The organism is Ruegeria sp. BHSC223 (genome assembly GCF_059613025.1).
This window is the reverse complement of the sequence record NZ_JBXWRR010000008.1, coordinates 1-26,249: the sequence shown is the minus strand read 5'-3', so window position 1 is coordinate 26,249 and position 26,249 is coordinate 1. Positions and strand designations below refer to the sequence as shown.

At 64.4% G+C, this 26,249-nt stretch carries 22 protein-coding genes; 17 read left to right on the top strand and 5 right to left on the bottom strand.

The window, feature by feature from the left end; translation table 11 throughout:
• The first annotated feature begins 3 nt into the window (after nucleotides 1–3).
• From AC2FNY_RS13495 to AC2FNY_RS13465, 7 genes are all read left to right on the top strand, one after another.
• Nucleotides 4–1,284 (top strand): polysaccharide deacetylase family protein, encoded by a 1,281-nt coding sequence (locus AC2FNY_RS13495; RefSeq protein WP_496802777.1) that lies wholly within the window; start codon nucleotides 4–6, stop codon nucleotides 1,282–1,284.
• A complete protein-coding gene (locus AC2FNY_RS13490; protein ID WP_496802776.1) occupies nucleotides 1,281–2,516 on the top strand; it encodes a glycosyltransferase family 4 protein in 1,236 nt (411 codons plus the stop codon). Before AC2FNY_RS13495 ends, AC2FNY_RS13490 begins: the two co-directional genes overlap by 4 nt.
• A complete protein-coding gene (locus tag AC2FNY_RS13485; protein WP_496802775.1) occupies nucleotides 2,513–3,481 on the top strand; it encodes a sulfotransferase family protein in 969 nt (322 codons plus the stop codon). The genes AC2FNY_RS13490 and AC2FNY_RS13485 overlap by 4 nt, the downstream gene beginning before the upstream one ends.
• Entirely contained in the window at nucleotides 3,469–5,250 is a 1,782-nt protein-coding gene (locus tag AC2FNY_RS13480; RefSeq protein WP_496802774.1) for a hypothetical protein, read from the top strand. Before AC2FNY_RS13485 ends, AC2FNY_RS13480 begins: the two co-directional genes overlap by 13 nt.
• A complete protein-coding gene (locus AC2FNY_RS13475) occupies nucleotides 5,247–6,644 on the top strand; it encodes an O-antigen ligase family protein (RefSeq protein WP_496802773.1) in 1,398 nt (465 codons plus the stop codon). Before AC2FNY_RS13480 ends, AC2FNY_RS13475 begins: the two co-directional genes overlap by 4 nt.
• Complete coding sequence (locus AC2FNY_RS13470) at nucleotides 6,641–7,783, top strand: glycosyltransferase (RefSeq protein ID WP_496802772.1); 1,143 nt, start codon at nucleotides 6,641–6,643, stop codon at nucleotides 7,781–7,783. Before AC2FNY_RS13475 ends, AC2FNY_RS13470 begins: the two co-directional genes overlap by 4 nt.
• Nucleotides 7,784–7,883: 100 nt before the next feature.
• Nucleotides 7,884–8,732, top strand: coding sequence for a fumarylacetoacetate hydrolase family protein (locus AC2FNY_RS13465; RefSeq protein WP_238905777.1), 849 nt, complete (start codon nucleotides 7,884–7,886; stop codon nucleotides 8,730–8,732).
• A gap of 12 nt (nucleotides 8,733–8,744) precedes the next feature.
• On the opposite strand, the gene AC2FNY_RS13460 is transcribed toward AC2FNY_RS13465, so the two are convergent.
• Nucleotides 8,745–9,656: a LysR substrate-binding domain-containing protein gene (locus AC2FNY_RS13460; RefSeq protein WP_238905778.1), complete on the bottom strand. Its 912-nt coding sequence runs from the start codon at nucleotides 9,654–9,656 to the stop codon at nucleotides 8,745–8,747.
• A 112-nt stretch (nucleotides 9,657–9,768) separates the two neighbouring features.
• On the opposite strand from AC2FNY_RS13460, the gene AC2FNY_RS13455 reads away from it, so the two are divergent.
• The 9 genes from AC2FNY_RS13455 (at nucleotide 9,769) to AC2FNY_RS13415 (ending at nucleotide 20,429) form a co-directional block, all read left to right on the top strand.
• A complete protein-coding gene (locus tag AC2FNY_RS13455; protein WP_496802771.1) occupies nucleotides 9,769–10,827 on the top strand; it encodes a dipeptidase in 1,059 nt (352 codons plus the stop codon).
• A gap of 50 nt (nucleotides 10,828–10,877) precedes the next feature.
• The gene (locus AC2FNY_RS13450) at nucleotides 10,878–12,482 is read left to right on the top strand and encodes an ABC transporter substrate-binding protein (protein WP_234166790.1); all 1,605 of its coding nucleotides are present in this window, start codon (nucleotides 10,878–10,880) and stop codon (nucleotides 12,480–12,482) included.
• Complete coding sequence (locus tag AC2FNY_RS13445) at nucleotides 12,483–13,541, top strand: ABC transporter permease (RefSeq protein WP_234145533.1); 1,059 nt, start codon at nucleotides 12,483–12,485, stop codon at nucleotides 13,539–13,541.
• A complete protein-coding gene (gene nikC / locus AC2FNY_RS13440) occupies nucleotides 13,538–14,452 on the top strand; it encodes a nickel transporter permease (protein ID WP_496802770.1) in 915 nt (304 codons plus the stop codon). The genes AC2FNY_RS13445 and nikC overlap by 4 nt, the downstream gene beginning before the upstream one ends.
• Complete coding sequence (locus AC2FNY_RS13435) at nucleotides 14,449–15,303, top strand: ABC transporter ATP-binding protein (RefSeq protein ID WP_234138038.1); 855 nt, start codon at nucleotides 14,449–14,451, stop codon at nucleotides 15,301–15,303. The genes nikC and AC2FNY_RS13435 overlap by 4 nt, the downstream gene beginning before the upstream one ends.
• Nucleotides 15,300–16,064: an ABC transporter ATP-binding protein gene (locus AC2FNY_RS13430; RefSeq protein ID WP_234145534.1), complete on the top strand. Its 765-nt coding sequence runs from the start codon at nucleotides 15,300–15,302 to the stop codon at nucleotides 16,062–16,064. The genes AC2FNY_RS13435 and AC2FNY_RS13430 overlap by 4 nt, the downstream gene beginning before the upstream one ends.
• 350 nt (nucleotides 16,065–16,414) lie before the next feature.
• On the top strand, nucleotides 16,415–17,356 hold the full coding sequence (locus tag AC2FNY_RS13425) for an ABC transporter substrate-binding protein (protein WP_234145535.1): 942 nt from the start codon (nucleotides 16,415–16,417) through the stop codon (nucleotides 17,354–17,356).
• Nucleotides 17,357–17,439: 83 nt separating this feature from the next.
• Nucleotides 17,440–18,453: a quaternary amine ABC transporter ATP-binding protein gene (locus AC2FNY_RS13420; protein ID WP_234138048.1), complete on the top strand. Its 1,014-nt coding sequence runs from the start codon at nucleotides 17,440–17,442 to the stop codon at nucleotides 18,451–18,453.
• On the top strand, nucleotides 18,453–20,429 hold the full coding sequence (locus tag AC2FNY_RS13415; protein WP_496802769.1) for an ABC transporter permease: 1,977 nt from the start codon (nucleotides 18,453–18,455) through the stop codon (nucleotides 20,427–20,429). Before AC2FNY_RS13420 ends, AC2FNY_RS13415 begins: the two co-directional genes overlap by 1 nt.
• A gap of 171 nt (nucleotides 20,430–20,600) precedes the next feature.
• Here the strand turns inward: AC2FNY_RS13415 and AC2FNY_RS13410 are convergent, their stop codons facing one another.
• A complete protein-coding gene (locus AC2FNY_RS13410) occupies nucleotides 20,601–21,950 on the bottom strand; it encodes a trimethylamine monooxygenase (RefSeq protein ID WP_234145537.1) in 1,350 nt (449 codons plus the stop codon).
• 165 nt (nucleotides 21,951–22,115) lie between these two features.
• Between AC2FNY_RS13410 and AC2FNY_RS13405 the strand changes: the two genes are divergently transcribed.
• Nucleotides 22,116–23,417 carry an ABC transporter substrate-binding protein gene (locus tag AC2FNY_RS13405; RefSeq protein WP_496802768.1) on the top strand — a complete coding sequence of 434 codons (1,302 nt, stop codon included), beginning with the start codon at nucleotides 22,116–22,118 and terminating at the stop codon, nucleotides 23,415–23,417.
• Nucleotides 23,418–23,453: 36 nt separating this feature from the next.
• On the opposite strand, the gene AC2FNY_RS13400 is transcribed toward AC2FNY_RS13405, so the two are convergent.
• The 3 genes from AC2FNY_RS13400 to AC2FNY_RS13390 all read right to left on the bottom strand — a co-directional run.
• Complete coding sequence (locus tag AC2FNY_RS13400; protein ID WP_234138067.1) at nucleotides 23,454–24,173, bottom strand: FadR/GntR family transcriptional regulator; 720 nt, start codon at nucleotides 24,171–24,173, stop codon at nucleotides 23,454–23,456.
• Nucleotides 24,174–24,306: 133 nt separating this feature from the next.
• Entirely contained in the window at nucleotides 24,307–25,680 is a 1,374-nt protein-coding gene (locus AC2FNY_RS13395) for an ammonium transporter (RefSeq protein WP_496802767.1), read from the bottom strand.
• A gap of 152 nt (nucleotides 25,681–25,832) precedes the next feature.
• Nucleotides 25,833–26,249: hypothetical protein (locus AC2FNY_RS13390; protein WP_496802853.1), on the bottom strand; the 417-nt coding region annotated here is incomplete at its 5' end.

Genomic DNA, 26,249 nt, shown 5'->3' with positions numbered 1-26,249 from the left:
GTGATGTCCGATGCCCGGCCCCTGACTGCGCATACCACCGCACGCCGCGCCCTGCGTCGGCGGTTGCTGGGGGGGCTGCTGTCAGTGGCGCTGATCTGCGGCCTGTCTGGCGGTGCCCTTGCTGCGCTGACCGGGGCGGCGGTTTGGGCATTTTGGCTGTTGGCGGCGGTTGCCGGTTATCTGGCGGCGGCGCGCCTTTGGCGGCTGGAGCCGGGCAATCCCGTACTGACCTATCACAGCGTCAGCGATGATGCCGCCTGGCTGCCCTGGCAAGCAGAGATCTCGATCCGTCCGGCCTCGCTCGACCGGCAGCTGCGCCTGTTCCGCCGCATGGGGATGCAGATCGTTGACAGCGAGACCCTGGTGCGGGCGCGGCTGGCGGGGCGGCCGGTGCCGGGCAACTGGATGGCGCTGCATTTCGACGATGGCTATCTGGACAATTGGGTCGCCGCCACGCCGATCCTGCGCCGCCATGGCGCCTGTGCAACGCTATTCGTGTCCACAGATTTTATCGCACCGTCGCAGCCCTTGCGCCCGATGATGGGGCACGAGGAGCCGCTGCGCTGGGATGGGTATCTGAGCTGGGACGAGCTTCGCGCGCTCGAGGCCGAAGGCACCTTTCGCATCGAGGCGCATGGCACCGATCATGGCCGCATCGCAACGGGACCCGAGACGGTCGACCGCCTGACGCCCGAGAACGCGGGGCGGCTGTCGTGGATGCAATGGGCGCGGATGCCGGGGGACAAGCATGACTGGTACCTGCGCCGCAACCGGCCGGTGCCGATGGGCAGCGCCGTGCCGGTCAGCGCGCCGGCGCTTGCCGCGCGGGGCTGGTCGTCGGATACGGGTCAGGAAAGCGATGCCGCCTATGATGCGCGGGTGCGGGCGGTGCTGGCCACCAGCCGTGCGGTGATCGCCCGCGAGATGGGCCGCGCGCCGATGCTGTTCTGCTGGCCGCAAAACCAAACTAGCGACCGCGCGCGGGCTCTGGCGCGCGAGGCGGGGTTCCTTGCGACCACGGCGGGGCAGGCGCGCAACGCCGCATCGGACCCGGCGGCGATCCTGTCGCGGGTTCATATCGGCGAAGACTACGCAGGCTTCCGCTGCGGCTGGATCGACGATCTGGCGGTGCGGGCGCAGATCCGCTGTTTCCAGGGTTACGTGGGATGGGTCGCCGTGTTGGGCGCAGTGGGCGCGCTGCGCCGCGCCGTGCGGCTGCTGGCCCGGACGCGTGTCCGGGGCAGTGGCGCCGGATCGGGCGCCTTGCAGGAGGGGATGTCATGAAACTGGCCGTTATCGTTACCGAATTTCCCAAGACCACCGAGACCTTTATCCTGCGTGATCTGATGGTGTTTCTCGAGGCCGGGGTGGACCTGCGCCTGTATCACCTGGCGCCCTGGCGCAATGATCAGATCCTGCACGATTTCGGGGCCGAGGCGGGACGCCGCGCGCGGCACATACCGCTGTTTTCGCCGCGTTCGCTGGCGGCGCTGGCGTCGCAACCGCTGGCTGCGACACAGCTGGCGGGCAGCATCGCGCTGCATCAGGGGCGCGAGGCGAAATTCGCCGCCAAGTCCTTGGCCTTGCTGCCCGCGGCGCTGCGGCTGGGGCAAGAGCTGCGCGACTGGGGCGCCGATCACATCCATGCCGAGTTTGCCGGTCATCCCGCTACCGCCGCCTGGATCGCCCATCGCGTGTCTGGCGTGCCCTACTCGGTCAGCTGCCGGGCGCATGACATTTTCCGCAGCCAGCGCCTGCTGGAACAGAAATTCGCCGATGCCGCGCTGGTGCGGGCGGTCAGCACCTATGCCAGCCGGTTCCTGGCCGAGCATGTGCCCGGCATCCGCCAGCAGGATATCGCCGTCATCCATTCCAGTGTCGATGTCTCGGCCATCGCGCCCAGCGACCCGCCCCCGGCCGAAGACGGGTTCCGCATCCTCTATGTCGGCTCGCTGCAACAGCGCAAGGGCGTCGACGTCTTGCTGCGGGCGCTGGCCGGGTTCGACCGGCCGGGCTGGCGGCTTGACATCGTGGGTGACGGCCCGGATCGCGCCAAGCTCGAGGCGCTGAGCGCCGGGCTGGGGTTGGACGACCGGGTGCATTTTCTCGGCCAGCGGCCATTCGGCGAGATCGACGGGTTCTACCGCGCCGCCTCGGTCTGCGTTGCGCCCTCGATCATCGGGCCCAATGGCCGGACCGAGGGCATTCCGAACGTGATGATCGAGGCGCTGACCTATGCCCGGCCCGCCATCTCGACCAATGTGTCGGGCATTCCCGAACTGATCCGGCCCGGCGAGACCGGCTGGTTGACCGAGCCGGGCGATGTGGCGGGGCTGACGGCGGCGCTTTGCGCGGTGCATGACGCACCTGAGGCGGCCAGCAAACTGGCCTGGCAGGGGCGGGCGCTTGTCGAGCGCGAGTTCGACCTGCGGGTCAACGCCAGGCGCCAGCTGGAACTGTTCGCCGCTGCCGGCAAGGGGCAGGCGCCGCAGGGCGCCCGCATGGTGACGCCATGACCACGCCGCGCCCCATCTTTGTTCTGGGTCTGCAACGTTCGGGCACCACGCTCATCGGCAACCTGCTGGCGGCGCATCCGGATGTGGCGGGGGTGACCGATCCGCGCCATAGGGGCATCCACGAGAGCGTATTCTTTTCTCATTTCGCCCGTGCCTGGGACTGGACCGATGCCATCGCCCGCGCGCAGGCGGTGGCGGCGTTTCTGGACAGCGACTATGGCCGGCTGCTGGACCTTACGGACGAGGACAGGCACCGGTTGGAGCGCGTTGGCGATCCGGAGGTGTTCTTTCACCAGGCGATGACCGCCCATGCCCGCCAGCAGGGGGCGCTGGCCTGGGTCGAAAAATCGCCCCATCACGTGCACGAGGCGGCCCGGATCGCGGCGGCCTATCCCGATGCGCGCTTTGTCGCGATCCATCGCGACAGCGCCGGTCTGGTGCGCTCGCGGCTCTGGGCCTATGGCCGGGTGCCGCGCACGGGGCTGGCCCGGTTGCCCGCGGTGCTGCGCGGGGCGCTGTCCAATGCCTATCACCGGCGGGTTCTGCGCCGGTTCGCACGCCAGTTCCCCGAGCGGGTGAGCGTGCTCGACTATCGCGGCTTCGTCTCGGGTGGCGCCGCATCGGTGGCGGCGATGGTCGATGCGCTGGGCTTGCCGCCCGCGCCGGGCCTTGCGCCGGAATACGCGCCCAACAGCAGCTTTGCCGCGCCCGGTGTGGCGGGCGAGCTGACCCGTGCCGACCATGCCGCCATCGCGGTGGCCGAGACGCTGTCGGCGCTGGTGCCGCTCTGGCTGCTTGATCGTCTGCGTACCGGCGTCTCCAGGCGTCGTCCCGAATTTCCCCGCTGGGTATGGAGCGGCCTCGTGCCGCCGCCAACCACTCGTTCCGGACCCTCGTTCGCGGCGCCGCTTGGCGCCGAGGCGGCGGCCCCATTGCAGGAGAGCCCCTCGCCATGTCGCGACTAGAGTTGATCCACGACCTGCCCAGCCCCGCCCGCAACCGGCCCACCGACCCGTCCGGCCCGCGCGAGGGGGGTGGCGAGGGACCGCGTCAGAACGAGGCGGGCGCCGCCATCCGCCATGTGGCCGAACTGATGCGGCAGAGCCGTCGGCTGATCCTGCTGCTGATGCTGGCCTGCGCGGCGCTGTCCTGTGCCTATGCGGTCTACAAGCTGAATTTCTCGCCGGTCTACCGGGCCTCGGCCAAGGTGACCGCGCAGCCCACCGACGCCGAGTTGCGCTATTCTCAGGTCTATGTACGCTCGTCCTCGCTGGACAGCGCCAATGTGATCACCCGTAGCCATATCGAATATCTCAAGAGCCGCGAGATCGCCGAACGCGCCCGGCTCGAGGTGTTCGGCGCCGCGGGGGCCGCGCCCGAAGAACAGCAGATCCCGGCGCTGCTCGCCTTTGCCAAGGAGGCCAAGCAACAGGTCGAGGCCGCTCTGCGCTGGCTCAATTCCGGCAGCGCCGGGGCAGCGGCGGGCGAAAAGGATCTGGTGACCGAGATCCAGGACGCGATCGAGTTGAAGATGGTCGAAAGCTCGTTCGTGATGGAAATCTCGGTAGCCTGGGAGGATCCGAAGATCGCCGCCGAGCTGGCCAATGTACTGGCGCGGGTCTATCGCTCCCGCAGTCGCGAACAGGTGGCCGCCACCACCGGCGAGTTGGCAAGCTTCCTCGAGACGCAGAAACTGGCGACCGAGCGCCGCCTGTCCGACCTGATCGACGAGCGCAACGCACTGCGCACCGCCTCGGGGGTGGTCGAGATCGAGACCGAGCGGCGCGAATTGCTGGCCCGGCTGTTTGCCGAATCCGCCCAGCGTGATGCCGACCGTCGCAACCTGCTGGCCATCCAGGCTCAGCTGCGCGCCTTTCTGCCCGACCGGCCGCTCAACCGGCATGACGGTCTGACCCAGACCACGAAGGAAGAGCTGAACCTGGCCCGCCTGCGCGAGGTGGAACTGGCCGCCGCGGTGGTCGAAAGCGACAAGATCGTCACCCGGCTGGAACAGCGCATCGCGGCGCTGGCCAAGTTGGAAACCCGGTTCGAAGGGCTGAACTCGGAAATCGAGCGTACGCGCGTGCAGCTTGATGATATCGACGCGCGCCTTTTGGAGGTTCGCATCAGCGAGGCGGAAAGTATCGAGACCCTGCGCATCGTTGACCTGGCAACGCCGCCCGCGCTGCCCGAGGAACCGAAGGTGGTGAACCGGACCGTGATGGGGGCGGTGTCGGGCTTCCTTCTGGCGATGATGGTCGTGCTCAGCCGCGATTACATGGCAACCCGCCTGCGCACCCAGACCGATCTGTCCGGCGTGGCCGGGCTGCGGGTTCTGTCTCCGGCGGCGCTGGAGGAGACCGAGCTGACGGGCGCGGCCGCCAGTCCGGCGATGGCCGCCGCCGAGGAGGGCATGCGACCCTATCTGGACTGGGATGCGCTGGATACCGATGACATGGTGGCGGTCCTCGACGTGTCGGACCCGCGCCGGGCCGAGGCGGTGGGCCGCCGGGTGATGCAGAGCTATCCCTATAGCGACCAAGTCTACACGGGGCTGCTGCGCCGGGCGGTGCGGCCGGGGAATATGGCTCCTAGTGCTGCGGTGTTGATCACGCTCGGCCGGGACGAGGTGTCGGCGGCCGAGCTGCGCGACTATCTCGATCAGCTTCGCAACCTGTCGCGGTCGCTGCCTGTCGCGGTGGCCTATGTCGATATCCGGGGACGCGTGGGATGACCCCGGCGCCGCGGCAGCTGGCGCTGGGCTTTGGCGGCGCGCTGCTGGCCGCCGCCGCCGCGCTGTCTGGGCCGGGCTTGGCGGTGGGGCTTCTGGCTACTGCGCTTGGCGGGTTTGCCGTGCTGGGCAACACCGTGCTGGGCGCCTATCTGCTGGTCGCGCTGGCCCAGCTCGACGGGATCGCGCTGCTGGTCGATCAGAGACTGCCGATCTCGCTGTTCAAGGCGCTCACCGCGCTGGTTCTGCTGTCGCTTGTGCTGACGGTGCGGCGCCATCCGCTGATGCAGGGGCGGTTGCGGCTGTCGCCCACGGCGATGTTCACCCTGCTGTTCGCCATCTGGCTGTGTGTCTCGTATCTGGCCTCGGGCTGGCAGAGCTATTCCTATGATCATACCAAAGGGTTCTTGCAGACGCTGCTGCTGGTGCCGATCCTTGGTCTGACGGTCACCTCGCCCCGGCACCTGCGGCGCATGGTGCTGGTGATCGCGGTCAGCGGCGCGATTTCGGCGGTCTTTGTCATCCTCGAGACCGTGTTCGGACTGCGGCTTTTGCCCTATGCAGACGAGGCCGATGTGGCCGCCTGGCTGGGGGCGGTGCGGTCCGCCGGGGCCTCGGCCTATAACCCCACCACCTCGTCACATCTGATGGCGGTGAGCCTGATGCTGGCGCTGGTGATGGCGCTCTATGACCGGCGCGGGCGGCGGCTGTGGATGGCGATTTCGCTGCTGTGTCTTGTGGCGCTGCCGATGATGGGCGCGCGATCGGGCGCGATTGCCGTGGCCATGGGGATCGGGCTGATCGGCTTTCGCATGCGGCATCACCGGCTGTTCCCGGTGGTGGCGCTGGGGGCGCTGGCGGCACTGGTGGTCGCGGTGCTGAACGCGCCCGATACGCTGGTCGAGCGGTTCGGCGTGCTGGGTGATTTCCTGGGCGAGGGCGATACATCGGACCGGTCGCTGCTGCGGCGGCTCAGCTACAACCAGATCGGACTGGCGCTTTGGGCCGAACATCCGGTGACCGGACTGGGGCCGGGGGCCTATCCGGTCAATTATGCCAGCGACGCCTTCCGCTGGTATCCCGGGCGCGAGGCCGAGGCGCGCCAGCTTCACAATGCCTATCTCGAGGTGGCGGTGGAAACCGGGATCGTGGGTATCGCGCTGTTCCTGGGCGCGCTGTTGAGCGCGGCCTCGGCGGCGCTGAAGGCCGGGCTGCATCCGGTGACCGAGACACAGGTGCTGGCCCAGGCATTGGGGGTCGCGATGGCAGTGTTCATGTTTGCCAGCCTGTTCATGCCAAACGAGGACATCAAATACACCTGGATCCTCGCCGCGCTCTGCGCGCGCGCGGCGCAGCTGGCGGGCGGTTGGCGGGTGGACACGGGGCAGGCGGGATGACGGTATTGTTCTGGACCTGCCTGGGGCTGATCCTGTTCTCGCTGGTTGGTTATGGCCTGCTCTGGATCGGATTGGCGCGGCTGGTGCGCGACCGCCCGGCGCATCCGCCGGTGACGCAGTCGGCCACGGTTCTGATCGCGGCGCGCAACGAGGCGCGCGATATCGGCGCCAAGATCCGCTCGCTCAGGGCGCAGCGCCGGGATGGTCACCGGCTGCGGGTGCTGGTGGTTTCGGACGGGTCCGAAGATGCCACCCTGACCGAGGCCGCGGCGGCGGCTGAGGGTGACGCTGATATCCAGGTGATCGGGCTTTCACAGCATGGCGGCAAGGCCGCAGCGCTCAATCACGGTCTGGCGATGATCCCCGAGGACGAGATCGTGATCTTCTCGGATGCCAACAGCCTGCTCGACCCGGACGCCTTGATCCGCCTGCTGGCACCCTTTGCCGATCCAGGGGTCGGGGGCAGCATCGGACAACTGGGGATCAAGGGTCGTGACGGGCTGATGGCGCGGGCCGAGCAGCTTTACTGGCGTTATGACAATGCGCTGAAACGGGCCGAAGACCGGATCGCGGGCACGGTCTCGGCCCAGGGCACACTTTACGCGGTGCGCCGGAGGCTAGTTGGGGTGGTGCCTGCGGACATGGCCGACGATCTGGCGATCTCGCTGGGGGTGGTGGCGCGCGGATACCGGCTGGCCTATGCGCCGGGAGCGGTGGCGCGCGAGGCGGTGACATCGAACCTGCGCGGAGAATTCGGGCGGCGGGTGCGCTCGACCGAGCGCGGCTGGCGTGGATTGATGCATTATGCGGGGCTGATGAATCCGGGCCGGACCGGGCTTTATGCGGTGCAACTCTTCTGCCACAAGCTGCTGCGCCGTCTGGTGGCGGTGCTGCTGCCGCTGCTGCTGCTGGCCAATATCGCCCTGCTGGATCAGGGCGCGTTCTATGTGGCGATGTTCGGCGCGCAGGTCGCGCTTTGTGCCGTTGCGCTGGCCGCGGTGACGACCCGCTGGGGCCGGCGGCTTCCGGGCGCTTCGGTGGCGGTGCTGTTCGTGATGGGGCACGCGGCGATTTTTTGGGCGCTGCTGCGTTATGCCATGGGAGTACGCTCGACCAAATGGGCGCCCGTGCGCGGTTAGCGGCCAAGACTTTTAAGCAAAAGTCTTGGCAAAAGTCTGATTTCAGACTTTTGTTCCGCCAGGCCCGCGCGTCGGGTGACACAAGATCGGGAGAGAGTTCATGAAACTGCTGCGCCATGGGGCTCCGGGAGCCGAGAAGCCCGGACTGCTGGATGCCGAGGGCAACATTCGCGACCTGTCGGATCATGTCGACGATATCACCGGCGACGTGCTGGGCGATGCCGCGCTTGAGCAGTTGCGGGCGCTTGATCCGGCCTCGCTGCCGCTCGTATCCGGCACCACCCGGTTGGGCCCCTGTGTCGGCGGCATTGGCAAGTTCCTCTGCATCGGCCTCAATTACCACGATCACGCGGCCGAGATCGGTGCCGATATCCCGGCCCATCCGATCCTGTTCCTCAAGGCCAATTCCGCCATTGTCGGCCCGAATGACGATGTGGTGATCCCGCGCGGCTCGACCAGCACCGATTGGGAGGTCGAACTGGGCGTGGTGATCGGCAAGACCGCGAAATATGTCACCGAGGCCGAGGCGCTGGATCATGTGGCGGGCTATTGCATTGTCAATGATGTCAGCGAACGGCAGTTTCAGACCGCGCTCAGCGGGCAATGGACCAAGGGCAAGTCCTGCGACACCTTCGGTCCCACCGGCCCCTGGCTGGTCACCCGGGACGAGGTGCCGGACCCGCAGGCTCTGGGCCTCTCGCTGGAGGTCAACGGCAAGCGGATGCAGACCGGGACCACCGGCACCATGATCTTTGGCGTGGCGCAGATCATTGCGCATCTGAGCCAGCTGTTCACCCTGCATCCGGGCGACGTGATCTCGACCGGCACGCCGCCCGGTGTCGGCATGGGGATGAAGCCCGCGCCGGTCTACCTCAAACCGGGCGACGTGATGGAGCTGCGCATCGAGGGGCTGGGCCAGCAGCGCCAGACCGTGCGGGCCGACGTCTGAGCCGGGACCGGCTCAGGCCTTGCGTGAAAACGGGTCGGGCGGTGTGTTGAGCCGCAAATGCCGCATGAAGGCGCGGGCGGGCCTTGTCATCGGCCGGGTCTCGGACACAAGGAAATAGCTGCGATACTCCAGGTCCGAGGCAAAGGGCACAAAAGCCAGATCCCCGGCGCGGTAATGGTAGATCGGAAAGGGGTTGATCACGGTCAGCCCCAAACCCTCCCTTGCCAAGTCGGCGGCGGCGAAAGAGGTCGAAACCTCGGCCACGATGCGCGGCGTGGCACGGGCCTGGTGCAGCAGCCGTTCCAGCTGCCCGCGCCGCACGTGGCGGCGGGTCAGCGCGATCATGTCCTGCCCGTGCAGATCGGCCGGCCCGACCCGATCACGCGTTGCCAGCGGGTGATCCGTCGGCATGGCACAGACCGCGCCCGACACCCGATAGGGCATGGTCTTGACGCCCGCGCGGCTCTGCTCGACCCCGCTGATGCCCAGGTCAAAGCGGTCGTCCAGAATGCCGCGTGTCACCTCGTCCGAGGTATTGACCTCGAAACTGACGAAAAACGTCGGGTTCATGTCCAGGAAACTGCTGATCTGCGCTACCAGGAAACGGTGCGCGTAAGAGGGCGGGGCGATCAGGCGCAGCGTCTCGCGCACCGGCTCGGTCTGTCCGTCGATCCGGTCGAGCGCTTCGAACAGCGGGTCGAGGCGCAGGTTCAGCCGCACCGCTTCTTGCGTCGGGCGCAGCCGACCCGCCTCGCGCTCGAACAGAGCGGTTCCCAGCCGGTTCTCCAGGCTGGCGACCGAGCGGCTGACCGCCGATTGCGACAGGCCCAGCTGATGCGCGGCGCCGGTGGTGGTGCCGGTCTGCATCAGCGCGCGCAGGGCGAAATACTCGGGCAGCGAGTGCCAGGTCTTGGGCTTGGCCATGGGCGGTCTCAAGTTCAGACTAGTTCTATGAGTACAACTCATACAGTTTTGACTCTGCCATGCAAATTTCTTCTCCTATCATCCGGGCAACCGCCAACGGGGGAGGCTCACCATGCCGGCAACGCATCCGGCGATCATCGACGGGCATAACGATGTCCTGCTCAAGCTCTACCGCGCAGGTGGGCTGGCACAGGCGGGCACGTTCCTGAGCGGCCGCGATGGTGCGCTCGACCTGCCCAAGGCGCGGGCGGGTGGCTTTGGCGGCGGCTTTTTTGCCGTCTACGTGCCCTCGCCGATGGATCGCGAAGCCCGCGATGCCGAGATGACCAATGCCAGCTATGACCTGCCTCTGCCCGAACCGATCGACTGGGAGGACGCGCTGCCGGTGGTGCTGAGCCAGGCCGCGATCCTGTTCGAGCTGGAGCGTCAGGGCGCGTTGAGCGTCTGCCGCAGCGTGGCCGAGATGCGCGCGGCGCTGGCGGCGGGCCGGATCGCCGCCATCTTTCACATCGAAGGGGCCGAGGGGATCGACCCCGACCTGCATATGCTGGACGTGCTGCACGCGGCCGGCTTGCGCTCGCTGGGTCCGGTCTGGAGCCGCAACACGATCTTTGGCCATGGGGTGCCGTTCCGCTTCCCTTCGGGGCCGGATATCGGGCCCGGCCTGACCGATCACGGCATCCGGCTGGTGCGGCGCTGCAATCAGTTGGGCATTCTGATCGACCTGTCGCACATGAATGCGGCAGGGTTCTGGGATGTTGCCCGTCATTCGGACAAACCGCTGGTGGCGACCCATTCCAATGCCCATACGCTCTGTCCGATCTCGCGCAACCTGACCGATGATCAGCTGCGCGCGATTGCCGAGAGCGACGGGATGGTGGGGTTGAATTTCGCAGTGGCCTTTCTGCGCGAAGACGGGCGCAAGCTGAGCGATGTGCCGGTGGAGACCATGCTGCGCCATCTCGATCACATGATGGGTATCCTGGGCGAGGACCGGGTTGGCCTCGGTTCGGATTACGACGGTGCCATCGTGCCCGAGGCGTTGACCACGGTTGCCGATCTGCCGGTGCTGCGACAGGCCATGGCCGATCACGGTTATGGCGCGGCGCTGATCGACAAGCTGTGCCGTGACAACTGGCTGCGCGTGCTGGAACGCACCTGGGGCGCATGACCACCGCAAGAATTGACCAAGACCAAGACAACAGGAGAGGAAAAGACAAAATGAATGCTTTGAACCGACTTCTATCGACCGCCGTGCTGGGCGCGGCCGTCGTGATGACCGCTCCGGTGCCGATGGCTCAGGCCGAGACGCCGCCCAACATGCTGGTGATCGCGAACCGGATCGACGATATCACCACGCTGGATCCGGCCGAGAGCTTTGAATTCGCGGGCTCGGATGTCAGCCGCAATGTCTATATGAAACTGGTCAACTTCGATCCGATGAACCTGAAGGCGGGTTATCAGCCCGAGATCGCCGAAAGCTGGACGGTGAGCGAGGACAAGCGCTCGATCACCTTTACCATCCGCGAGGGGCTGAAATTCCATTCCGGCAACCCGGTGCGCGCCGAGGATGTGGAATTCTCGTTGCAACGGGCGGTGATCCTGAACAAGACGCCCGCATTCATCCTGACCCAGTTCGGCTTTACCGCCGAAAACGTGGCCGAGACCATCAAGGCCGAAGGCAACACGGTCACCATCACCACCGACAAACCCTATGCGACCTCGTTCGTGCTGAACTGTCTGACGGCGACCATCGGCGGCATTGTCGACAAGGACGTCGTCATGGCGAACGAGCAGGATGGCGACATGGGCAATACCTGGCTCAAGACCAACACCGCCGGGTCGGGCGCCTACAAGCTGGTCAGCTGGAAGCCCAATGAAAGCGTGACCATCCAGTCGAACCCCGATTATTACCGCGGTGCCCCGGCGATGGAGCGCGTCATCGTGCGCCACGTGCAGGAAAGCGCCAGCCAGCGTCTGCTGCTGGAGCGTGGCGATATCGACATCGCCCGCAACCTCAACCCCGAGGATATCGCGGGCGTTCGCGACGCCGAGGGCGTCAAGGTCGAGGAAGAGCTGAAGGGGCGGCTGATGTATGTCTCGCTCAGCCAGAAGCACCCCGAACTCAGCAAGCCGCAGGTGCGGCAGGCCTTCAAGTACCTGATCGATTACGAAGGGATGAAGAACAGCTTCCTCAGCGGTCAGTATACGATCCACCAGAACTTCCTGCCGCAGACCTATCTGGGGGCCTCGGATGCCGCGCCGTTCACCTATGACGTGGAAAAGGCCAAGGCGCTCTTGGCCGAGGCTGGCATCCCCGAAGGCATGGAGATCGAGGTCGGCGTGCGCGAGGCGCAGGAACGCATCGAGATTGCCCAGTCGCTGCAGAACTCGCTGGGGCAGGTGGGGATCAAGATGAACATCACCATCGGTACGGCCAAGCAGATCCTCGGACGCTACCGCGCGCGGGAACTGGATGTCTATCTGGGTGCCTGGGGACCGGACTATCCCGATCCGCACACCAATGCGGGCACCTTTGCCTATAACCCGGACAATTCCGACGCGGCCCAGGCCACCGGTCTCTTGGCATGGCGCAACAGCTGGGACACCGGCGGGCTGACCGAAAAGACCGCCGCAGCGGTCATCGAGAACGATCGCGACATTCGCGCCAAGATGTATGACGAGATCCAGGCCGAGTTCCGCGAAACCTCGCCCTTTGTCGTCATGTTCCAGCAGATCGAGCAATCGGCGCAGCGCGACAACGTGATGAACTTCTCGACCGGGCAGGCCATCACCTCGGCGTCCTACTGGCAAGTCACCAAGTAAATGGCACTGACGGAAAACACTCGCGAGAGGCGCGTTCGCGCGTCTCTCGCCCCTTGGTTGAAGGGGGTCCTGGTGGCATTGGGGTCGGTCTCGATCACCATGCTGGGGCTGCTCTTTGTCACCTTCGTCATTGGTCGGGTCATGCCGATCGACCCGGTGCTGGCGATCGTGGGCGAACGCGCCAGCCAATCCACCTATGACGCCGTGTACGAGCAGCTTGGCCTCGACAAGCCGCTGTTGGTGCAGTTTCTCTATTACCTCTGGGACGTGCTGCATGGCGATTTCGGCATGTCGCTGCTGAACGCGCGCCCGGTCTCCGAGGATATCGCCCGCGTCTTTCCCGCCACGCTGGAACTGGCCACGCTGGGCACGCTGATCGGCGTGTTGCTGGGCGTGCCGCTGGGCGTCATCGCCGCCGTGCGCCGGGGCAGTTGGATCGACCAGATCGCCCGTGTCGTGGCGCTGGTGGGCTATTCGATGCCGATCTTCTGGCTGGGCCTGATGGGCCTGCTGGTGTTTTACGGCGTGCTGGGCTGGGTCGGCGGGCCGGGGCGGCTCGATATCTTTTACCAGGACATCGTGCCCTCGCGTACCGGCATGATCCTGATCGACAGTGCCATCGCCGGCGACTGGGGCGTGTTCCGCAACGCCTTTTCCCATATCATCCTACCTGCGACCCTGCTGGGCTATTACTCGCTGGCCTATATCAGCCGCATGACGCGATCCTTCATGCTGGAGCAGTTGTCGGCGGAATACATCACCACCGCCCGCGTCAAGGGCATGTCCGAGCGGCAGGTGATCTGGGGTCATGCCTTTCGCAACATCCGCGTACAGTTGATCACGGTGATCGCGCTGAGCTATGCCAACCTGCTCGAAGGGTCGGTGCTGACCGAGATCATCTTCAGCTGGCCGGGGATCGGCAGCTATATCACCACCGCTCTCCTCAGCGCCGACATGAACGCCGTTCTGGGCGGAACCGTCGTGGTGGGGCTGATCTTCATCTGTCTCAATCTCTTTTCCGACCTGCTCTACCGGGTCTTCGATCCGAGGGCGAAATGAGCGAAACACTCACCTTGCGGCAATGGCTCTTGACCGACGAGCCGACCTCGCGCCGTCATGCGCGGCTGGCCAGCCTTTACAAGGGCTGGCTGACCCTGCGCGGCAATACCATGGCGATGTTCGGGCTGGGCATTCTGGTGGTGCTGGTGCTGATGGCGCTGTTTGCGCCCTTTCTGGCACCGCATGATCCCTATGTGCAGAACCTGGGCAACCGGTTGCAGCCGCTGGGCAGCCCCGGCCACCCGTTCGGCACCGACAGCCTGGGCCGCGATATCCTGAGCCGTTTGATCTATGGCAGCCGCATTACTCTCTATATCGTCACGCTGGTGGCGCTGATCGCGCCGGTGGCGGGGCTGTTGGTGGGCACAGTGGCGGGCTATGTCGGCGGCTGGGTCGATGTGATCCTGATGCGGGTCACCGACATCTTTCTGGCCTTTCCCCGGCTGGTTCTGGCGCTGGCCTTTGTGGCGGCGCTGGGCGCGGGGATCGAAAACGCGGTTCTGGCGATTTCACTGACCGCCTGGCCGCCCTATGCGCGCATGGCGCGGGCCGAGACGCTGACCATCCGCGCCTCGGACTATATCAGCGCGGTGCGCCTGCAGGGGGCAAGCCCGGTGCGGATCATCACCAAGCATATCTGGCCGCTTTGCATCTCGTCGCTGATCGTGCGGGTGACGCTGGACATGGCGGGGATCATCCTTGCCGCCGCTGGCCTGGGCTTTCTCGGTCTGGGCGCGCAGCCACCCAGCCCGGAATGGGGCGCGATGATCTCCGAGGGGCGCCGCTTCATCCTCGATCACTGGTGGGTGGCCACCATGCCGGGGTTGGCGATCTTTACCGTCAGCCTTGCCTTCAACCTGCTGGGCGACGGGTTGCGCGATGTGCTCGACCCCAAGGAGGGCAGTCAATGAGCCTCTTGGACGTTGAAAACCTGTGGGTCAAGTTCCCCACCCGTCAGGGCGTGGTCGAGGCGGTGCGCGGCATCTCCTTCTCGCTGGGGCGCGAGCGGCTGGGCATCGTGGGCGAAAGCGGCTCGGGCAAGTCGATGACCGGCCGCGCCATCCTGCGCCTGATCCGCCCGCCGGGGATGATCGAGGCTGACCGGATCGCGCTGGAGGGGCAGAACCTGCTGGACCTGAGCGAGAAGGACATGCGCGCGGTGCGCGGTGAACGCATCTCGATGGTGATGCAGGACCCGAAGTTCTCGCTGAACCCGGTGATGCGCGTGGGCGACCAGATCATGGAGGCCTATCTGCTGCACAACAAGGTGGGCAAGGCAGAGGCGCGCAAACGCTCGCTGGAGATGCTTGACGCGGTGTCGATCCGCGACCCTGAACGGGTGATGCGGGCCTATCCGCACGAGGTTTCGGGCGGCATGGGGCAGCGGATCATGATCGCGATGATGCTGATCCCCAACCCGCAGATCCTGATCGCGGACGAACCGACCTCGGCGCTGGACGTGTCGGTGCAGCGGCAGGTGCTGAACATCATGGACGATCTGGTGAAACAGCGCGGCATGGGGCTGATCTTCATCAGTCACGACCTCAATCTGGTGTCCGAATTCTGCGACCGGGTGCTGATCATGTATGCGGGCCGCATCGTCGAGGTTTGCGACGCCGACAAGCTGCATCAGGCCACCCATCCCTATACGCGGGGTCTGCTGAATTCGTTACCGCGATTGGACCAGCCGCGCGCCAAGCTGGAGGTGCTGAGCCGCGATCCCGCCTGGTCCGAGGCGCCAAGCGTCGGAGGCCGGGCATGAGCATGATCGAGATCGAGGGGCTGAACGTCTGGTTCGGCCATGGCCCCGACCGGGTCGACGCGGTGCGCGGCGCCAGTTTCTCGGTGGCGCGCGGCGAGAGCTTTGGCCTGGTGGGGGAAAGTGGCTCGGGCAAGTCCACCATCCTGCGGGCGATCACCGGGCTGGCGCCAGATTGGTCGGGCCGGGTCGATATCGACGGTCAGGCACTGGCGGGCGGCAAGCGTGACCGTGCCTTCTTCCGCAAGGTGCAGATGGTGTTTCAGGACCCCTATGCCTCGCTGCATCCGCGCCATTCGGTGGATCAGGTCCTGTCGGAAACCCTGCATCTGCACGGCATTCCTGATATCGACGCCCGCGTGCGGCGTCTGCTGGACGATGTCGGGCTGGGCGGGCGGTTCCGCTTTCGCTATCCGCACCAGCTCTCGGGCGGTCAGCGGCAGCGGGTGGCGATTGCCCGCGCGTTGGCGGGCGAGCCCGAGATCCTGCTCTTGGACGAGCCGACCTCGGCGCTGGATGTCTCGGTTCAGGCCGAGATCCTCAATCTGCTCACCGATCTGCGCGAGGAACACAAGCTGACCTATCTGATGGTCAGTCACGATCTGGCGGTGATCGGTCACATGTGTGACCGGCTGGCGGTGATGAAGGATGGCGAGATCGTCGAGGTGATGGGGGTCGAGGCCCTGCGCGCGATGCGGGCCGAGCATGCCTATACCCGAGACCTGCTGGCGGCCTCGGTCGCGCCGGGCGCGCAACCGGTTTGACCGGTCAGGACACGAAAAGAACGCGTCAGGTCTGGCTTGAACCCTTCGTATCCGTGTCTTGATAAATGGTGATATTTCAACGGTAAGGCCGATCACCTTCATGCTCTTTCTGAACATTGCGGCGCGATGCCTTCATCGCGCCGCGATCCGTTTGGAGACTGCCCAACCCGTGGTTCACTGCCCAAAAAACGGGCATCGGATTCAGTCCTAAAAAATGTAATATTCTACTGCAGTGAAAAATATTTGACAGAAAGTAAAGTTTTCGGAACACTCATGGCAGGCCCGGAAGCGCGCGATTGTTTCGAGAAGTCGTTGCAAATGATACCGGCCCAACAGGGAGAATGATGAAAATGAAGAAAATTACGACTGCGCTCGCCACCGGCGTTGTGGCGCTCTCTCCGCTGGCTGCGATGGCCGACAGCAGCGACCCGATCGTGATTCCGATCCATAACTGGTCCTCTCAGATCGTTATGTCGAACGTTGTGGGCCAGATCTTCGAAGAGATGGGCAACTCGGTCGAATATGTCACCACCGACAGCCAGGCGGTCTATGAATCGGTGCGCTTGGGCGATGTGACGCTGGAGTTGGAAGTGTGGGAAGGGGCCTTTGGCGCCTCGTTCCGCGCCGCGCTGGAAAAGGGCGGTATCGTCGATGTCGGCGACCATGACGCCGTCACCCGCGAGGATTGGTGGTACCCGATGTGGACCAAGGACGCCTGTCCGGGTCTGCCCGACTGGAAGGCGCTGAATGACTGCGCCGCCGTGTTCGCCACCGCCGAGACCGGCGACAAGGGCCGCTATCTGGATGGTCCGGTCGACTGGCTCAAGCATGGCAAGGAGCGGGTCGAAGCATTGGGCATGAACTTCGAGGTGATCAATGCCGGTTCGGCTGCGGCACTCTGGGCCGAGATCGGCGCGGCCGAGGCCGACAAGCGCCCGGTGGTGGTGTTCAACTGGACCCCGAACTTTGCCGAAGCGGTCTGGCCGGGCGAATTCGTCGAATTCCCCGAATGGGTCGATGGCTGCGACAAGGACCCCGCGGTCGGCCCCAACCCCGATGCGCTTTATGACTGCGGCAACCCCGCCACCGGCTATCTGAAGAAAGCCGCGTGGGAGGGGATGGAGGCCAAATGGCCCGATGCCTATGCGGTGCTGACCCGTATCTCCTTCACCAATCCGCAGATCGCCGAGATGGCCAAGCTGGTCGATGTCGACGAGATGGAGCCCGACGAGGCCGCCGAGGCCTGGCTGGAAGCCAACGAGGATATCTGGCGCCCCTGGCTGGATGGCTGAGCCGTTCACCTGAGAACGACAGACCATCGCGCTTGTCCGGCACACGCGGTCGGACAAGCCATTTCTCTTGAAAGGTGAGGATCATGGGCAGTCCTGTCATCTCGGCAAGGAATGTGTGGAAGATATTTGGCAAGGACCCGGTCGGTTACCTGAAAACGCTGCAACCGGGCCGGTCGTTCGAAGATATCCGCGCCGACGGCTATATCGCCGGGGTGCGGGATGTCTCGCTGGATGTGGGGCGGGGCGAGATGCTGGTGATCATGGGCCTTTCGGGCTCGGGCAAGTCGACGCTGGTGCGCTGTTTCTCGCGCCTGCACGAGATCACCGGCGGCAGTATCGAGGTCGATGGCCAGATCATCGGGGATCTGAGCGAAAAGGATCTGATCGAGCTGCGCCGCAACAAGATGGGCATGGTGTTCCAGTCCTTTGGTCTGTTGCCGCATCGCACGGTGCTGGACAATGTGGCCTTTCCGCTGGAAATGCGCGGGCAGGACCGGCACACCCGGCGCAAACGCGCGCTGGAGGTGATCGAACTGGTCGGCCTTGCCGGGCGCGAGGATTACTTCCCGCGCGAGCTGAGTGGCGGTCAGCAGCAGCGCGTCGGCATTGCCCGCAGCCTGGCGATCGAACCCGATATCTGGTTCCTGGACGAGCCGTTTTCGGCGCTGGACCCGCTGATCCGGCGCGAGATGCAGGACGAGTTTCTGCGGCTTCAGGCGATGCTGGGCAAGACCATCGTCTTCATCACCCATGATTTCGACGAGGCGCTGCGTCTGGCCGACCGGATCGCCATCATGAAGGACGGCGCGGTCGAACAATGCGACACGCCCGACCAGATCGTGATGAACCCGACCACCGACTATGTCGCCAAGTTCACCGAAGAGATCGACAAGGCCCGCGTGGTGCATGCCGGTGTTCTGGCACGCGCGGGCGTGGCGGGCGAAGGCCAGCCGGTCGAGGCCGGGGCCACGGTACAGCAGCTGGCCCGCCTGTTGGTCAATGACAGCCGCGACCTGATCCCGGTTGCCGACAAGGGGCAGGTGATCGGTGCGCTCGATAGGCAAGGCGCGCTCGACATCCTGCTGAAGGCAAGCTGATGACGGCGACAACCACAGAAGCCGCCACAACCGCCCCGGCGCTGCCGCGCAAGACGCTGGGTCTGGCCATGATCGGTCTGGCGGTGGCGATGACGCTGCTGCACTATGCCGGGCTGTTGCCCGCATGGCTGCACCGGCTGCCCGAGGCGATCATTCCGCCCTTTGCAACCTGGCTCGACGCGATTTTCAACTTCGTCAAGGACGATCTGGGCCTGCTGGCGCTGACCCGTCTGCTGACCGACGGGCTTGAGGTGGTGCTGGACGCCACTGCCAACCTGCTGTTCGGCAAGCGGCGCTGGCCCGATATCGGCCCCATCCCCTGGAGCGCGATTGCCGCCATGGCGGCGGTGGTGGGCTATTACCTGGGCGGCTGGCGCATGGCGCTGCTGGCGGGGGGCACCTTTGTCTGGACGGCGATGATCGGGCAATGGGACATCGCGATGCAGACCATGTCGGTGCTGGTCGTTGCGGCACCGCTGGCCTTTGTCATCGGGCTGGTCCTGGGCATCACGGCCTGGAAATCCCCCAGCTTTGACGCGGTGCTGCGCCCGGTGCTGGCGGTGTTGCAGACGCTGCCGTTTTTCACCTACCTCTTGCCGGCGGTGATCTTCTTCAAGGTGGGACCAACCGCGGGGGCGGTGGCGACCACCGTCTACGCCATCCCCCCGATGATCCTGATGACCACGCTGGGTCTGCAAAAGGTCAGCCCCGAAGTGGTCGAGGCCGGCAAGATGAGCGGCTGCACCCGCTGGCAGATGCTGCGCCATGTCTATATCCCCGCCGCCCGGACCGAGATCCTGGTGGGCGTCAACCAGGTCATCATGCTGTGTCTGGCGATGGTGGTCCTGACCGCCTTTATCGGCATGCCGGGGCTGGGGGCCAAGCTGCTGGCGATGATGGGCAGTTTCAAGATCGGCCGCTCGTTCGAGATCGGGGTGACCATCGTGCTGCTGGCGGTGACGCTGGACCGCATGTCCAAGGCCTGGGTGGTCAAGCTGCCCGAGCATTTCGAGCGCGGAACGCCCTTCTGGATCCGGCACAAGTTCCTGCTGATGGCTATCGGCGCCTTTGTCGGCTTTACCCTGATCGCGCAGGTCGTGCCGATCCTGTCCGAGGTCGGACGCAAGCAATCCTGGTCGCAGGGCAAGGAAATCGATACGCTGATCAAGAACTTTCTGGCCATTGACCTGGTGCAGTCGATCACCAATTCGATCCGCTATGTGCTGAATATCTGGGTGCTGAACCCGCTGCGCGATTTCATGCTCAGCATTCCGACCGTGGCCTTTGTTCTGCTCATCTCGGCGGCCGCACTGCTGGTGGCGGGGCGGCGCGAGGCGGTGCTGGCGGCGGTCTTCTTTGGCCTTGTCGCGCTGACCGGCTGGTGGGATCGCTCGGTGATCACGCTCTATTCGGTGCTGGCGGCCGTCAGTATCGCGCTGCTGTTGGGCGTGCCCATCGGCATCGTCGCCGCGCGCAAGGAAAAGACGGCCAATGCGGTGCTGCTGGCCTGTGATACGGCGCAGACCTTTCCCAGCTTCATCTACCTGATCCCGGCGATCATGCTGTTCGGCATCACCGCGACTTCGGTCGTGATGTCGATCCTGATCTTTTCCATGGTGCCCTTGGTGCGCTACACGATCGAGGGGCTGCGCAACGTGCCCGACGAGATGACCGAGGCCGCCGACATGTCGGGCGCCACCCGGATGCAGAAACTGTGGAATGTGCAGCTGCCGCTGGCGCTGCCGACCATGGCGGTGGGGTTCAATCAGGCGATCATGTTCGCGTTCTTCATGGTTATCATCGCCGCTTTCATCGGCACCCAGGACCTGGGTCAGGAACTGCAACGCACCCTGGCAGGCACCGATCTGGGCAAGAACTTTGTTCTGGGCATCTGCGTGACGCTGATGGCGCTGACCTTTGACATGGTCATCATGAAATGGGCCGATGACAAGAAGGCGCGGCTGGGTCTGAACTGACCGGGCCGTTGCCCTGAATGGGGTCCCGCGGCAAGACGGGGAGAACAGAATCGAACCTGCCGCGGGAGTGTCGCCGGTACGGATGGGCCGAACGGGCGAGCGTGGCGACCTCTGCGGGCAAACAGAGGTGCCGGAATGTCCGGGGCGGTTTTCGAGCCCGCCCCGAACATGTCAGTTGCGCAGATACGCCTCCATGCTGTCGTCCAGCGCGTCTTTCCACGGGGTGTGATGGACCGGGGCCAGCGTGCCGGTGATCACCGAGGTATAGCTGTTGTTGCGGAAGGCCATGATGTCCTCGGCCTTGTGCTTCTTCCACTGGAAGAAGGCCTCGCAAGCGCCGTCGATGTCAAAGCTGGGATAGTCGGTTTCAGCCACCAGTTCCTTGACGTAATCGGCCTGATAGCGGATCGCGTATTTGACGTCGTCATCGGCCTCTTCGCGGGTCTCCCGCTCTTTCACATCGGCCAGCATCTGTTCCTTGGTGACATTGGACAGGTCGATCTTGCCCATGATCGCGTCGCGCACCCACCAGGCCTGGGCATCGAACATGTTGAAGGTGAACCACTGGTCCTGCATGCCCAGATAGAACATCTTGGGGTTATGGACATAAGCCACACCCTTGTAGAGATCGGCGGTGGCGAGGCGGTTGGCGGTCTTCAGGCGCAGATCGTCGGGCAGGAAGTTGAAGAAATGCTTGTAGCCGGTGCACAGGATGATCGCGTCCACCTCGCGCGAAGTGCCATCCGAGAAGAACACGGTGTTCTTGTCGACCTTGACCAGCGCGGGCTTTTCTTCCCAGTTGTCAGGCCATTTGAAGCCCATGGGCGCCGAGCGATAGCATGAGGTGATCGACTTGGCGCCGTATTTCCAGCATTGCGAGCCGATATCCTCGGCCGAGTAGGACGAGCCGACGACCAAGATGTCCTTGCCCGCGAATTCGCGCGCGTCGCGGAAGTCGTGGGCATGCACCAGCCGGCCGTTGAAGGTCTCGAAACCTTCGTAATGGGGCACGTTCGGGGTCGAGAAATGGCCCGAGGCACAGATCACATGATCGAATTCCTCGGAATAGACATGGTCCTTGGTGTGGTCATGCACGGTGACCTTGAACTGGCCGGTCTCGTCATTGTAGTCGATCCAGCGCACGGCGGTGTTGAAGCGGATCCAGTCGCGCACATTGGCCTTCAGAACCCGGCCCTCGATATAGTCGAACAACACGGCGCGCGGCGGGTAGGACGCGATCTGTTTGCCGAAATGCTCTTCGAACGAATAGTCGGCGAATTCCAGACCTTCCTTGGGGCCGTTCGACCACAGGTAACGATACATCGAGCAATGGACCGGCTCGCCATTTTCATCCAACCCGGTGCGCCAGGTGTAGTTCCACAGCCCGCCCCAGTTGTCCTGTTTCTCGAAACAGACGATCTCGGGGATCTCCTCGCCCTTGGCGGCGGCGGATTGAAAGGCGCGCAATTGCGCCAGGCCGGACGGTCCCGCGCCGATGATCGCCACTCGTTTGCTGGTCATGTCGGTCTCCCTGCTTGGTTGGATCAATTGGTTCTTTTTGGTCTGAACCAGATGTTGCTTTTCGCGGACCAGTCTGTCAACGATTTTTCACCGCAGGGATAAAATTTCCCCTCTGATAAAGGCGAACTCCTTTTGACATTGCGCGGCGGAGTGGTAGAAATTGGTATGCTATCCTCCAGTTTCGCACATCGCATGGCGGTCACGTCTCTCTTCCCGCAGGACCGGGTGGGGATGAGCGAGCCGATCAAGATCGGGTTTCTGGCGCCCCTGACCGGGCCGGTCAGCTCATGGGGCCTGCCGGGCCTGCATGGCTGCCGTTTGTGGGAGGATTGGCTGAACCGGGCGGGCGGTATCCTGGTGGGCGGGCGCCGCTATCCGGTCAGCATCGTGCCTTTCGACTGCGGCTATGACCCCGAGCGCGCGATGGAGGGCGCGCGCCATCTGGTTCATACCGAACAGGTGAAGCTGCTGATGATGCTGGGGGGCGATACCTTTACCCCGCTGCGCGGTTTTCTGACCGACAACAAGGTGCTGACCTCGACCCTGTTGCCCAGCGACCTGTCCCCCGATACCCGCTATCTGATCGCGCCGTCCGAGGTGCATCCGATCTATAACGTGACCGGTGTCGACTGGTTGGCGCGCAACCGGCCCGAGCTGCGCCGGGTCGCCATGTGCAGCCAGAAAGACGCGCTGGGCCTGCCCTCGATCGCCACCTATCGCGCCGCCTTCGAGGCCGCCGGTGTACCGGTGGTGAAAGAGGTGGAATACGACCCCGAAATGACCGATGTCGCCGCCATCGTGCAGCCGATGCTGGATGCGCAGCCCGATCTGCTGTGCTGGTGCACCAGTTACACGCCGATGGTGCATGCGATGACGGAATATGCCCATGCCAAGGGGTTTTCCGGGCAAATCCTGTCCTGCACGCTGGACAATTACCAGCGTCTGGTGGCACGGACCTCGACCGAATTCATGGAAGGCGCGCTGTTCCAGTTTCCCGATTTCGATGACCCGAAATTGGCGCGCAAGGCGTTCTTCTTCAACCGGCCCAGCACCTTCTTCAAGGAGTACAACGCCCGCTATCCCGGCAACTGGAGCGCGGTGAGCTGGGAATATGTCGCCATCCTCGATATCTGGCACGCCGCGGTCGAAAAGGTCGCCTCGGTCCACCCGGTCTCGGTGCTGGCCACGATGAAACAGATGGACCCCGTCACACATGCCTTTGGCCCGGCCCGCTGGTGGGGCGAGAGCATCTTCGGCATCGACCACGCGCTGGTGGGCGACTGGCCGGTGGTCCGCATTGAGGAGGGCCGCGCGCGCATCGTCGAATTCGGCTCGATCCCGGCCTGGCTCGACAAGCACGAGGACATGTTGCGCCGCCATATGCAGGCGGCGGGCCAGATGTGGCAGCAAAGGCTGGAAACCGGCGAGGCGCAGACCGGGCTGACCACCCGCGATCTGGTGGACTAGGCTCAGGGTCCTGAGCCTAAGGCGCCCGCGGCGCGCTCAGCCCTCGTGCAGGAACAGTTTCTGTTCTTCGACCAGATGCAGCTTGGTGATTTCGACCGCCGCCTCGACATCGCGGGTGGCGATGGCGTTGAACAACGAGTTGAAGCGGGTCTGATAGTTCTGGATGCGGTCCGGCGTCAGATGCTTGCGCATCAGCGCGGTGCGAAAGCTTTGGCGGCAAACCTCGATGGTCAGCTCATAGCAGGATTCCAGCAGCGGATTGCGGGTCGAGCGCGCGATCCGGCGATAGAAATCCTCTTCGCAGCGGGTGAATTCGGCCTGATCTGCGCGCACGGATTCGATGCGGGCGACGGTCTGCGCCAATTCGTCCAACTCCTTGGGTGTCATGTTCATCACCGCCAGCCGGATCATCTCGGGCTCGATGATCGAGCGCACGATCAGATGGTCCAGCGGGCTGGTGCGTTCGCCGACCGAGCCGGGGGCAGGGGTGTCCTTGCTGTCCAGCTGATAGGTCACGAAACTGCCGCTGCCCTGGCGGCGGCGGATCATGTCGCGGTTTTCCAGCACATCCAGCGCCTCGCGCACCGTATTGCGCGACACGCCCAGTTCGGCGGCCAGCGCCCGTTCGCTGGGCAGGCGCGAGTCCGGCGGATACTCGCCTGAACTGATGCGCGCGAACAGCGTATCCGCCACGATGCGGACGGTTTCGCCGATGGATTGGCCGATCGGCATCTCTGCCTTGAGTGTCTGGTTCATATGGCCCTCGTTGCGGCGCGCGTGCTGCTCTTTGCCTGCCCCATGTTAGGGCATTCGCCCGGCCAACCACAAGCGCGGCGGCGCAAAGCAAAAGGCCCCGGCAACCGCCGGGGCCTTGATGGCGCGTCAAAGATCAGGCGCGCGGGATGCTGTCGGCATGGGTATGCACATCCGGTTCCAGGTCCCAGATCTTCTTGTCCAGCCCGTCGATCTGGTCATGCTCGTCCACCCGCAGGCCAACGGTCTTGTCCAGGATCACCGACAGGATCAGCGCGGTAACAACCCCGGCGCCGATGCAGACCGCGATCCCCACCAGCTGCATCCCCAGCGAGATCTGGCCATGTTGAAAGGCATAGGCGCCCTCTTCAAAGCCCAGATAACCGCCGCGCGGCGTGCCCGCCTTGAACACGCCCAGCAGGATCATGCCAAAGGTGCCGCAGCCCAGGAACAGCGGGAACAGCTTGTGTTCGTCGATGCCGCGCTTGAGCGTGAACTCGTAGACCGCAAAGGCGACAAACGGCGCGGCCAGACCGATCAGGAAGGCTTGCCAGGGCAGGTAGACGTCAAAGCCCGACGCGCCGGCCACGTAACCGGCAAGCGGCCCCAGCAGCGTGTAGGCATAATTGCCCGAACGATAGGCCAGGATCAGCCCGGTCACCGCGCCGCCGGCCCAGACCAGCGCATAGTTGTTCAGCGCGATACCGACGCTGGTATCGGCCATGGTCACACTCACCGCCAGCGCCTCGGGATCAAAGAAGAACAGGCAGGACATGATCACCATCGGCAGCCCGGCAAAGATCAGCAACAGGCCCGGTGCGCACAGCCCGATGCTGGGCGCCAGATAGGCCGAGACACGGGCATGCGGCTCCATCATGCCGGGGCGCGCGCCCAGCTTCGGGGTAAAGATCAGCGCCATGCCGGCCGGGAACAGATAGACGAAACCGACGCCAAAGAAGTCGTGGAACCCCGCATTGGTCAGCGGCCCGACCGACCCCCAGGTGGCCCAGCTCAGCACCGAGGACACCACCGCGGCAACCACGCAGGTGATGTAATAGGCCGGGGCCTTCATCCGTTCCGAGACCGAGAAATGCAGCAGGATGTTGATGATCCCGGCAAAGACGGCGAGGAAGAAGACGAAGATCTGGAACGTGTTCAGCCCCGGAAACAGCGCCGGGTCCACGTGATGGGCCAGCGAGTTGGTCATGCCGCCACCCAGCCACCAGTCCTTGATCGAATCCGTCATGGTGGCATCGACCATGATGTAATACTGCGCCGCCCAGATGCCGAAGCCGATCACGTAGTAGGTGGCAAAGCCCAGGAAGAATCCCAGCGTCTTCTCGATGGTCGAATTGAACAGGTTCTTGCGCCGGGCGGTGCCCGCGTCGATCAGCAACAGCCCGACCACGACCAGAATGGCCCCGACCGTGCCCGAGGCATAGAGCAGGTTCTGCACCAGTGAATTCAGGGTGACCTGTTCTGCATATATTGCGCTTATGTCCAGTGACATCTTGTTTTCCCTCTTGGTTCTCAGTTGGCTCCGGCCTTGCTTTGCCGGGTGTGGCTGGCGTTTCAGGGGACCAATCGGGCGACCAGTGCCAGCGTCTTGTGGGCCAATTCAGACCAGAACGGCGATCTGAGCGGCGGTGCGGCGATGATGGATCAAAATTGGCACTTTTCAAACATCTTTTTTACCCAAGGGAAAGATTTTTCCCCCCTTGTATCTCGTTGGGATTGCTGAGTTGCCCGCAAAGAAACCAAAAAGAACCAATTCTGCGAAAAAACAGACGGTTCCGGTTCCGAGTTGGGCGCGAACCCTTGCCACAGCGCTGTCAGAGCAGGTGAACCGATGCAGAAAAGGGCCAATTTCATATTGACTGTCAGGAAAATAAATTGAGTATAGAGAATATTGCATACGGTGGTATGTCGTGTGCCGCAGGAGGTTTTGACAGATGTCGCTGGATGATGCGGGCGTATGGAAGAGTGGTCGTGGTCGAGGGCGTCGATTGCCGAAGGGTCGTGTTTATAGCGATGAGGGTTTGGCGGCTGTACGGGCTTTGCTGGGGGATCGTCCGCGGC

What these genes read in the sequence shown, in the direction of transcription:
- AC2FNY_RS13495 (WP_496802777.1), top strand. Translation starts at nt 4, where the DNA reads ATGTCCGATGCCCGGCCCCTGACTGCGCATACCACCGCACGCCGCGCC.
- AC2FNY_RS13490 (WP_496802776.1), top strand. Translation starts at nt 1,281, where the DNA reads ATGAAACTGGCCGTTATCGTTACCGAATTTCCCAAGACCACCGAGACC.
- AC2FNY_RS13485 (WP_496802775.1), top strand. Translation starts at nt 2,513, where the DNA reads ATGACCACGCCGCGCCCCATCTTTGTTCTGGGTCTGCAACGTTCGGGC.
- AC2FNY_RS13480 (WP_496802774.1), top strand. Translation starts at nt 3,469, where the DNA reads ATGTCGCGACTAGAGTTGATCCACGACCTGCCCAGCCCCGCCCGCAAC.
- AC2FNY_RS13475 (WP_496802773.1), top strand. Translation starts at nt 5,247, where the DNA reads ATGACCCCGGCGCCGCGGCAGCTGGCGCTGGGCTTTGGCGGCGCGCTG.
- AC2FNY_RS13470 (WP_496802772.1), top strand. Translation starts at nt 6,641, where the DNA reads ATGACGGTATTGTTCTGGACCTGCCTGGGGCTGATCCTGTTCTCGCTG.
- AC2FNY_RS13465 (WP_238905777.1), top strand. Translation starts at nt 7,884, where the DNA reads ATGAAACTGCTGCGCCATGGGGCTCCGGGAGCCGAGAAGCCCGGACTG.
- AC2FNY_RS13460 (WP_238905778.1), bottom strand. Translation starts at nt 9,656, where the DNA reads ATGGCCAAGCCCAAGACCTGGCACTCGCTGCCCGAGTATTTCGCCCTG.
- AC2FNY_RS13455 (WP_496802771.1), top strand. Translation starts at nt 9,769, where the DNA reads ATGCCGGCAACGCATCCGGCGATCATCGACGGGCATAACGATGTCCTG.
- AC2FNY_RS13450 (WP_234166790.1), top strand. Translation starts at nt 10,878, where the DNA reads ATGAATGCTTTGAACCGACTTCTATCGACCGCCGTGCTGGGCGCGGCC.
- AC2FNY_RS13445 (WP_234145533.1), top strand. Translation starts at nt 12,483, where the DNA reads ATGGCACTGACGGAAAACACTCGCGAGAGGCGCGTTCGCGCGTCTCTC.
- nikC (WP_496802770.1), top strand. Translation starts at nt 13,538, where the DNA reads ATGAGCGAAACACTCACCTTGCGGCAATGGCTCTTGACCGACGAGCCG.
- AC2FNY_RS13435 (WP_234138038.1), top strand. Translation starts at nt 14,449, where the DNA reads ATGAGCCTCTTGGACGTTGAAAACCTGTGGGTCAAGTTCCCCACCCGT.
- AC2FNY_RS13430 (WP_234145534.1), top strand. Translation starts at nt 15,300, where the DNA reads ATGAGCATGATCGAGATCGAGGGGCTGAACGTCTGGTTCGGCCATGGC.
- AC2FNY_RS13425 (WP_234145535.1), top strand. Translation starts at nt 16,415, where the DNA reads ATGAAGAAAATTACGACTGCGCTCGCCACCGGCGTTGTGGCGCTCTCT.
- AC2FNY_RS13420 (WP_234138048.1), top strand. Translation starts at nt 17,440, where the DNA reads ATGGGCAGTCCTGTCATCTCGGCAAGGAATGTGTGGAAGATATTTGGC.
- AC2FNY_RS13415 (WP_496802769.1), top strand. Translation starts at nt 18,453, where the DNA reads ATGACGGCGACAACCACAGAAGCCGCCACAACCGCCCCGGCGCTGCCG.
- AC2FNY_RS13410 (WP_234145537.1), bottom strand. Translation starts at nt 21,950, where the DNA reads ATGACCAGCAAACGAGTGGCGATCATCGGCGCGGGACCGTCCGGCCTG.
- AC2FNY_RS13405 (WP_496802768.1), top strand. Translation starts at nt 22,116, where the DNA reads ATGCTATCCTCCAGTTTCGCACATCGCATGGCGGTCACGTCTCTCTTC.
- AC2FNY_RS13400 (WP_234138067.1), bottom strand. Translation starts at nt 24,173, where the DNA reads ATGAACCAGACACTCAAGGCAGAGATGCCGATCGGCCAATCCATCGGC.
- AC2FNY_RS13395 (WP_496802767.1), bottom strand. Translation starts at nt 25,680, where the DNA reads ATGTCACTGGACATAAGCGCAATATATGCAGAACAGGTCACCCTGAAT.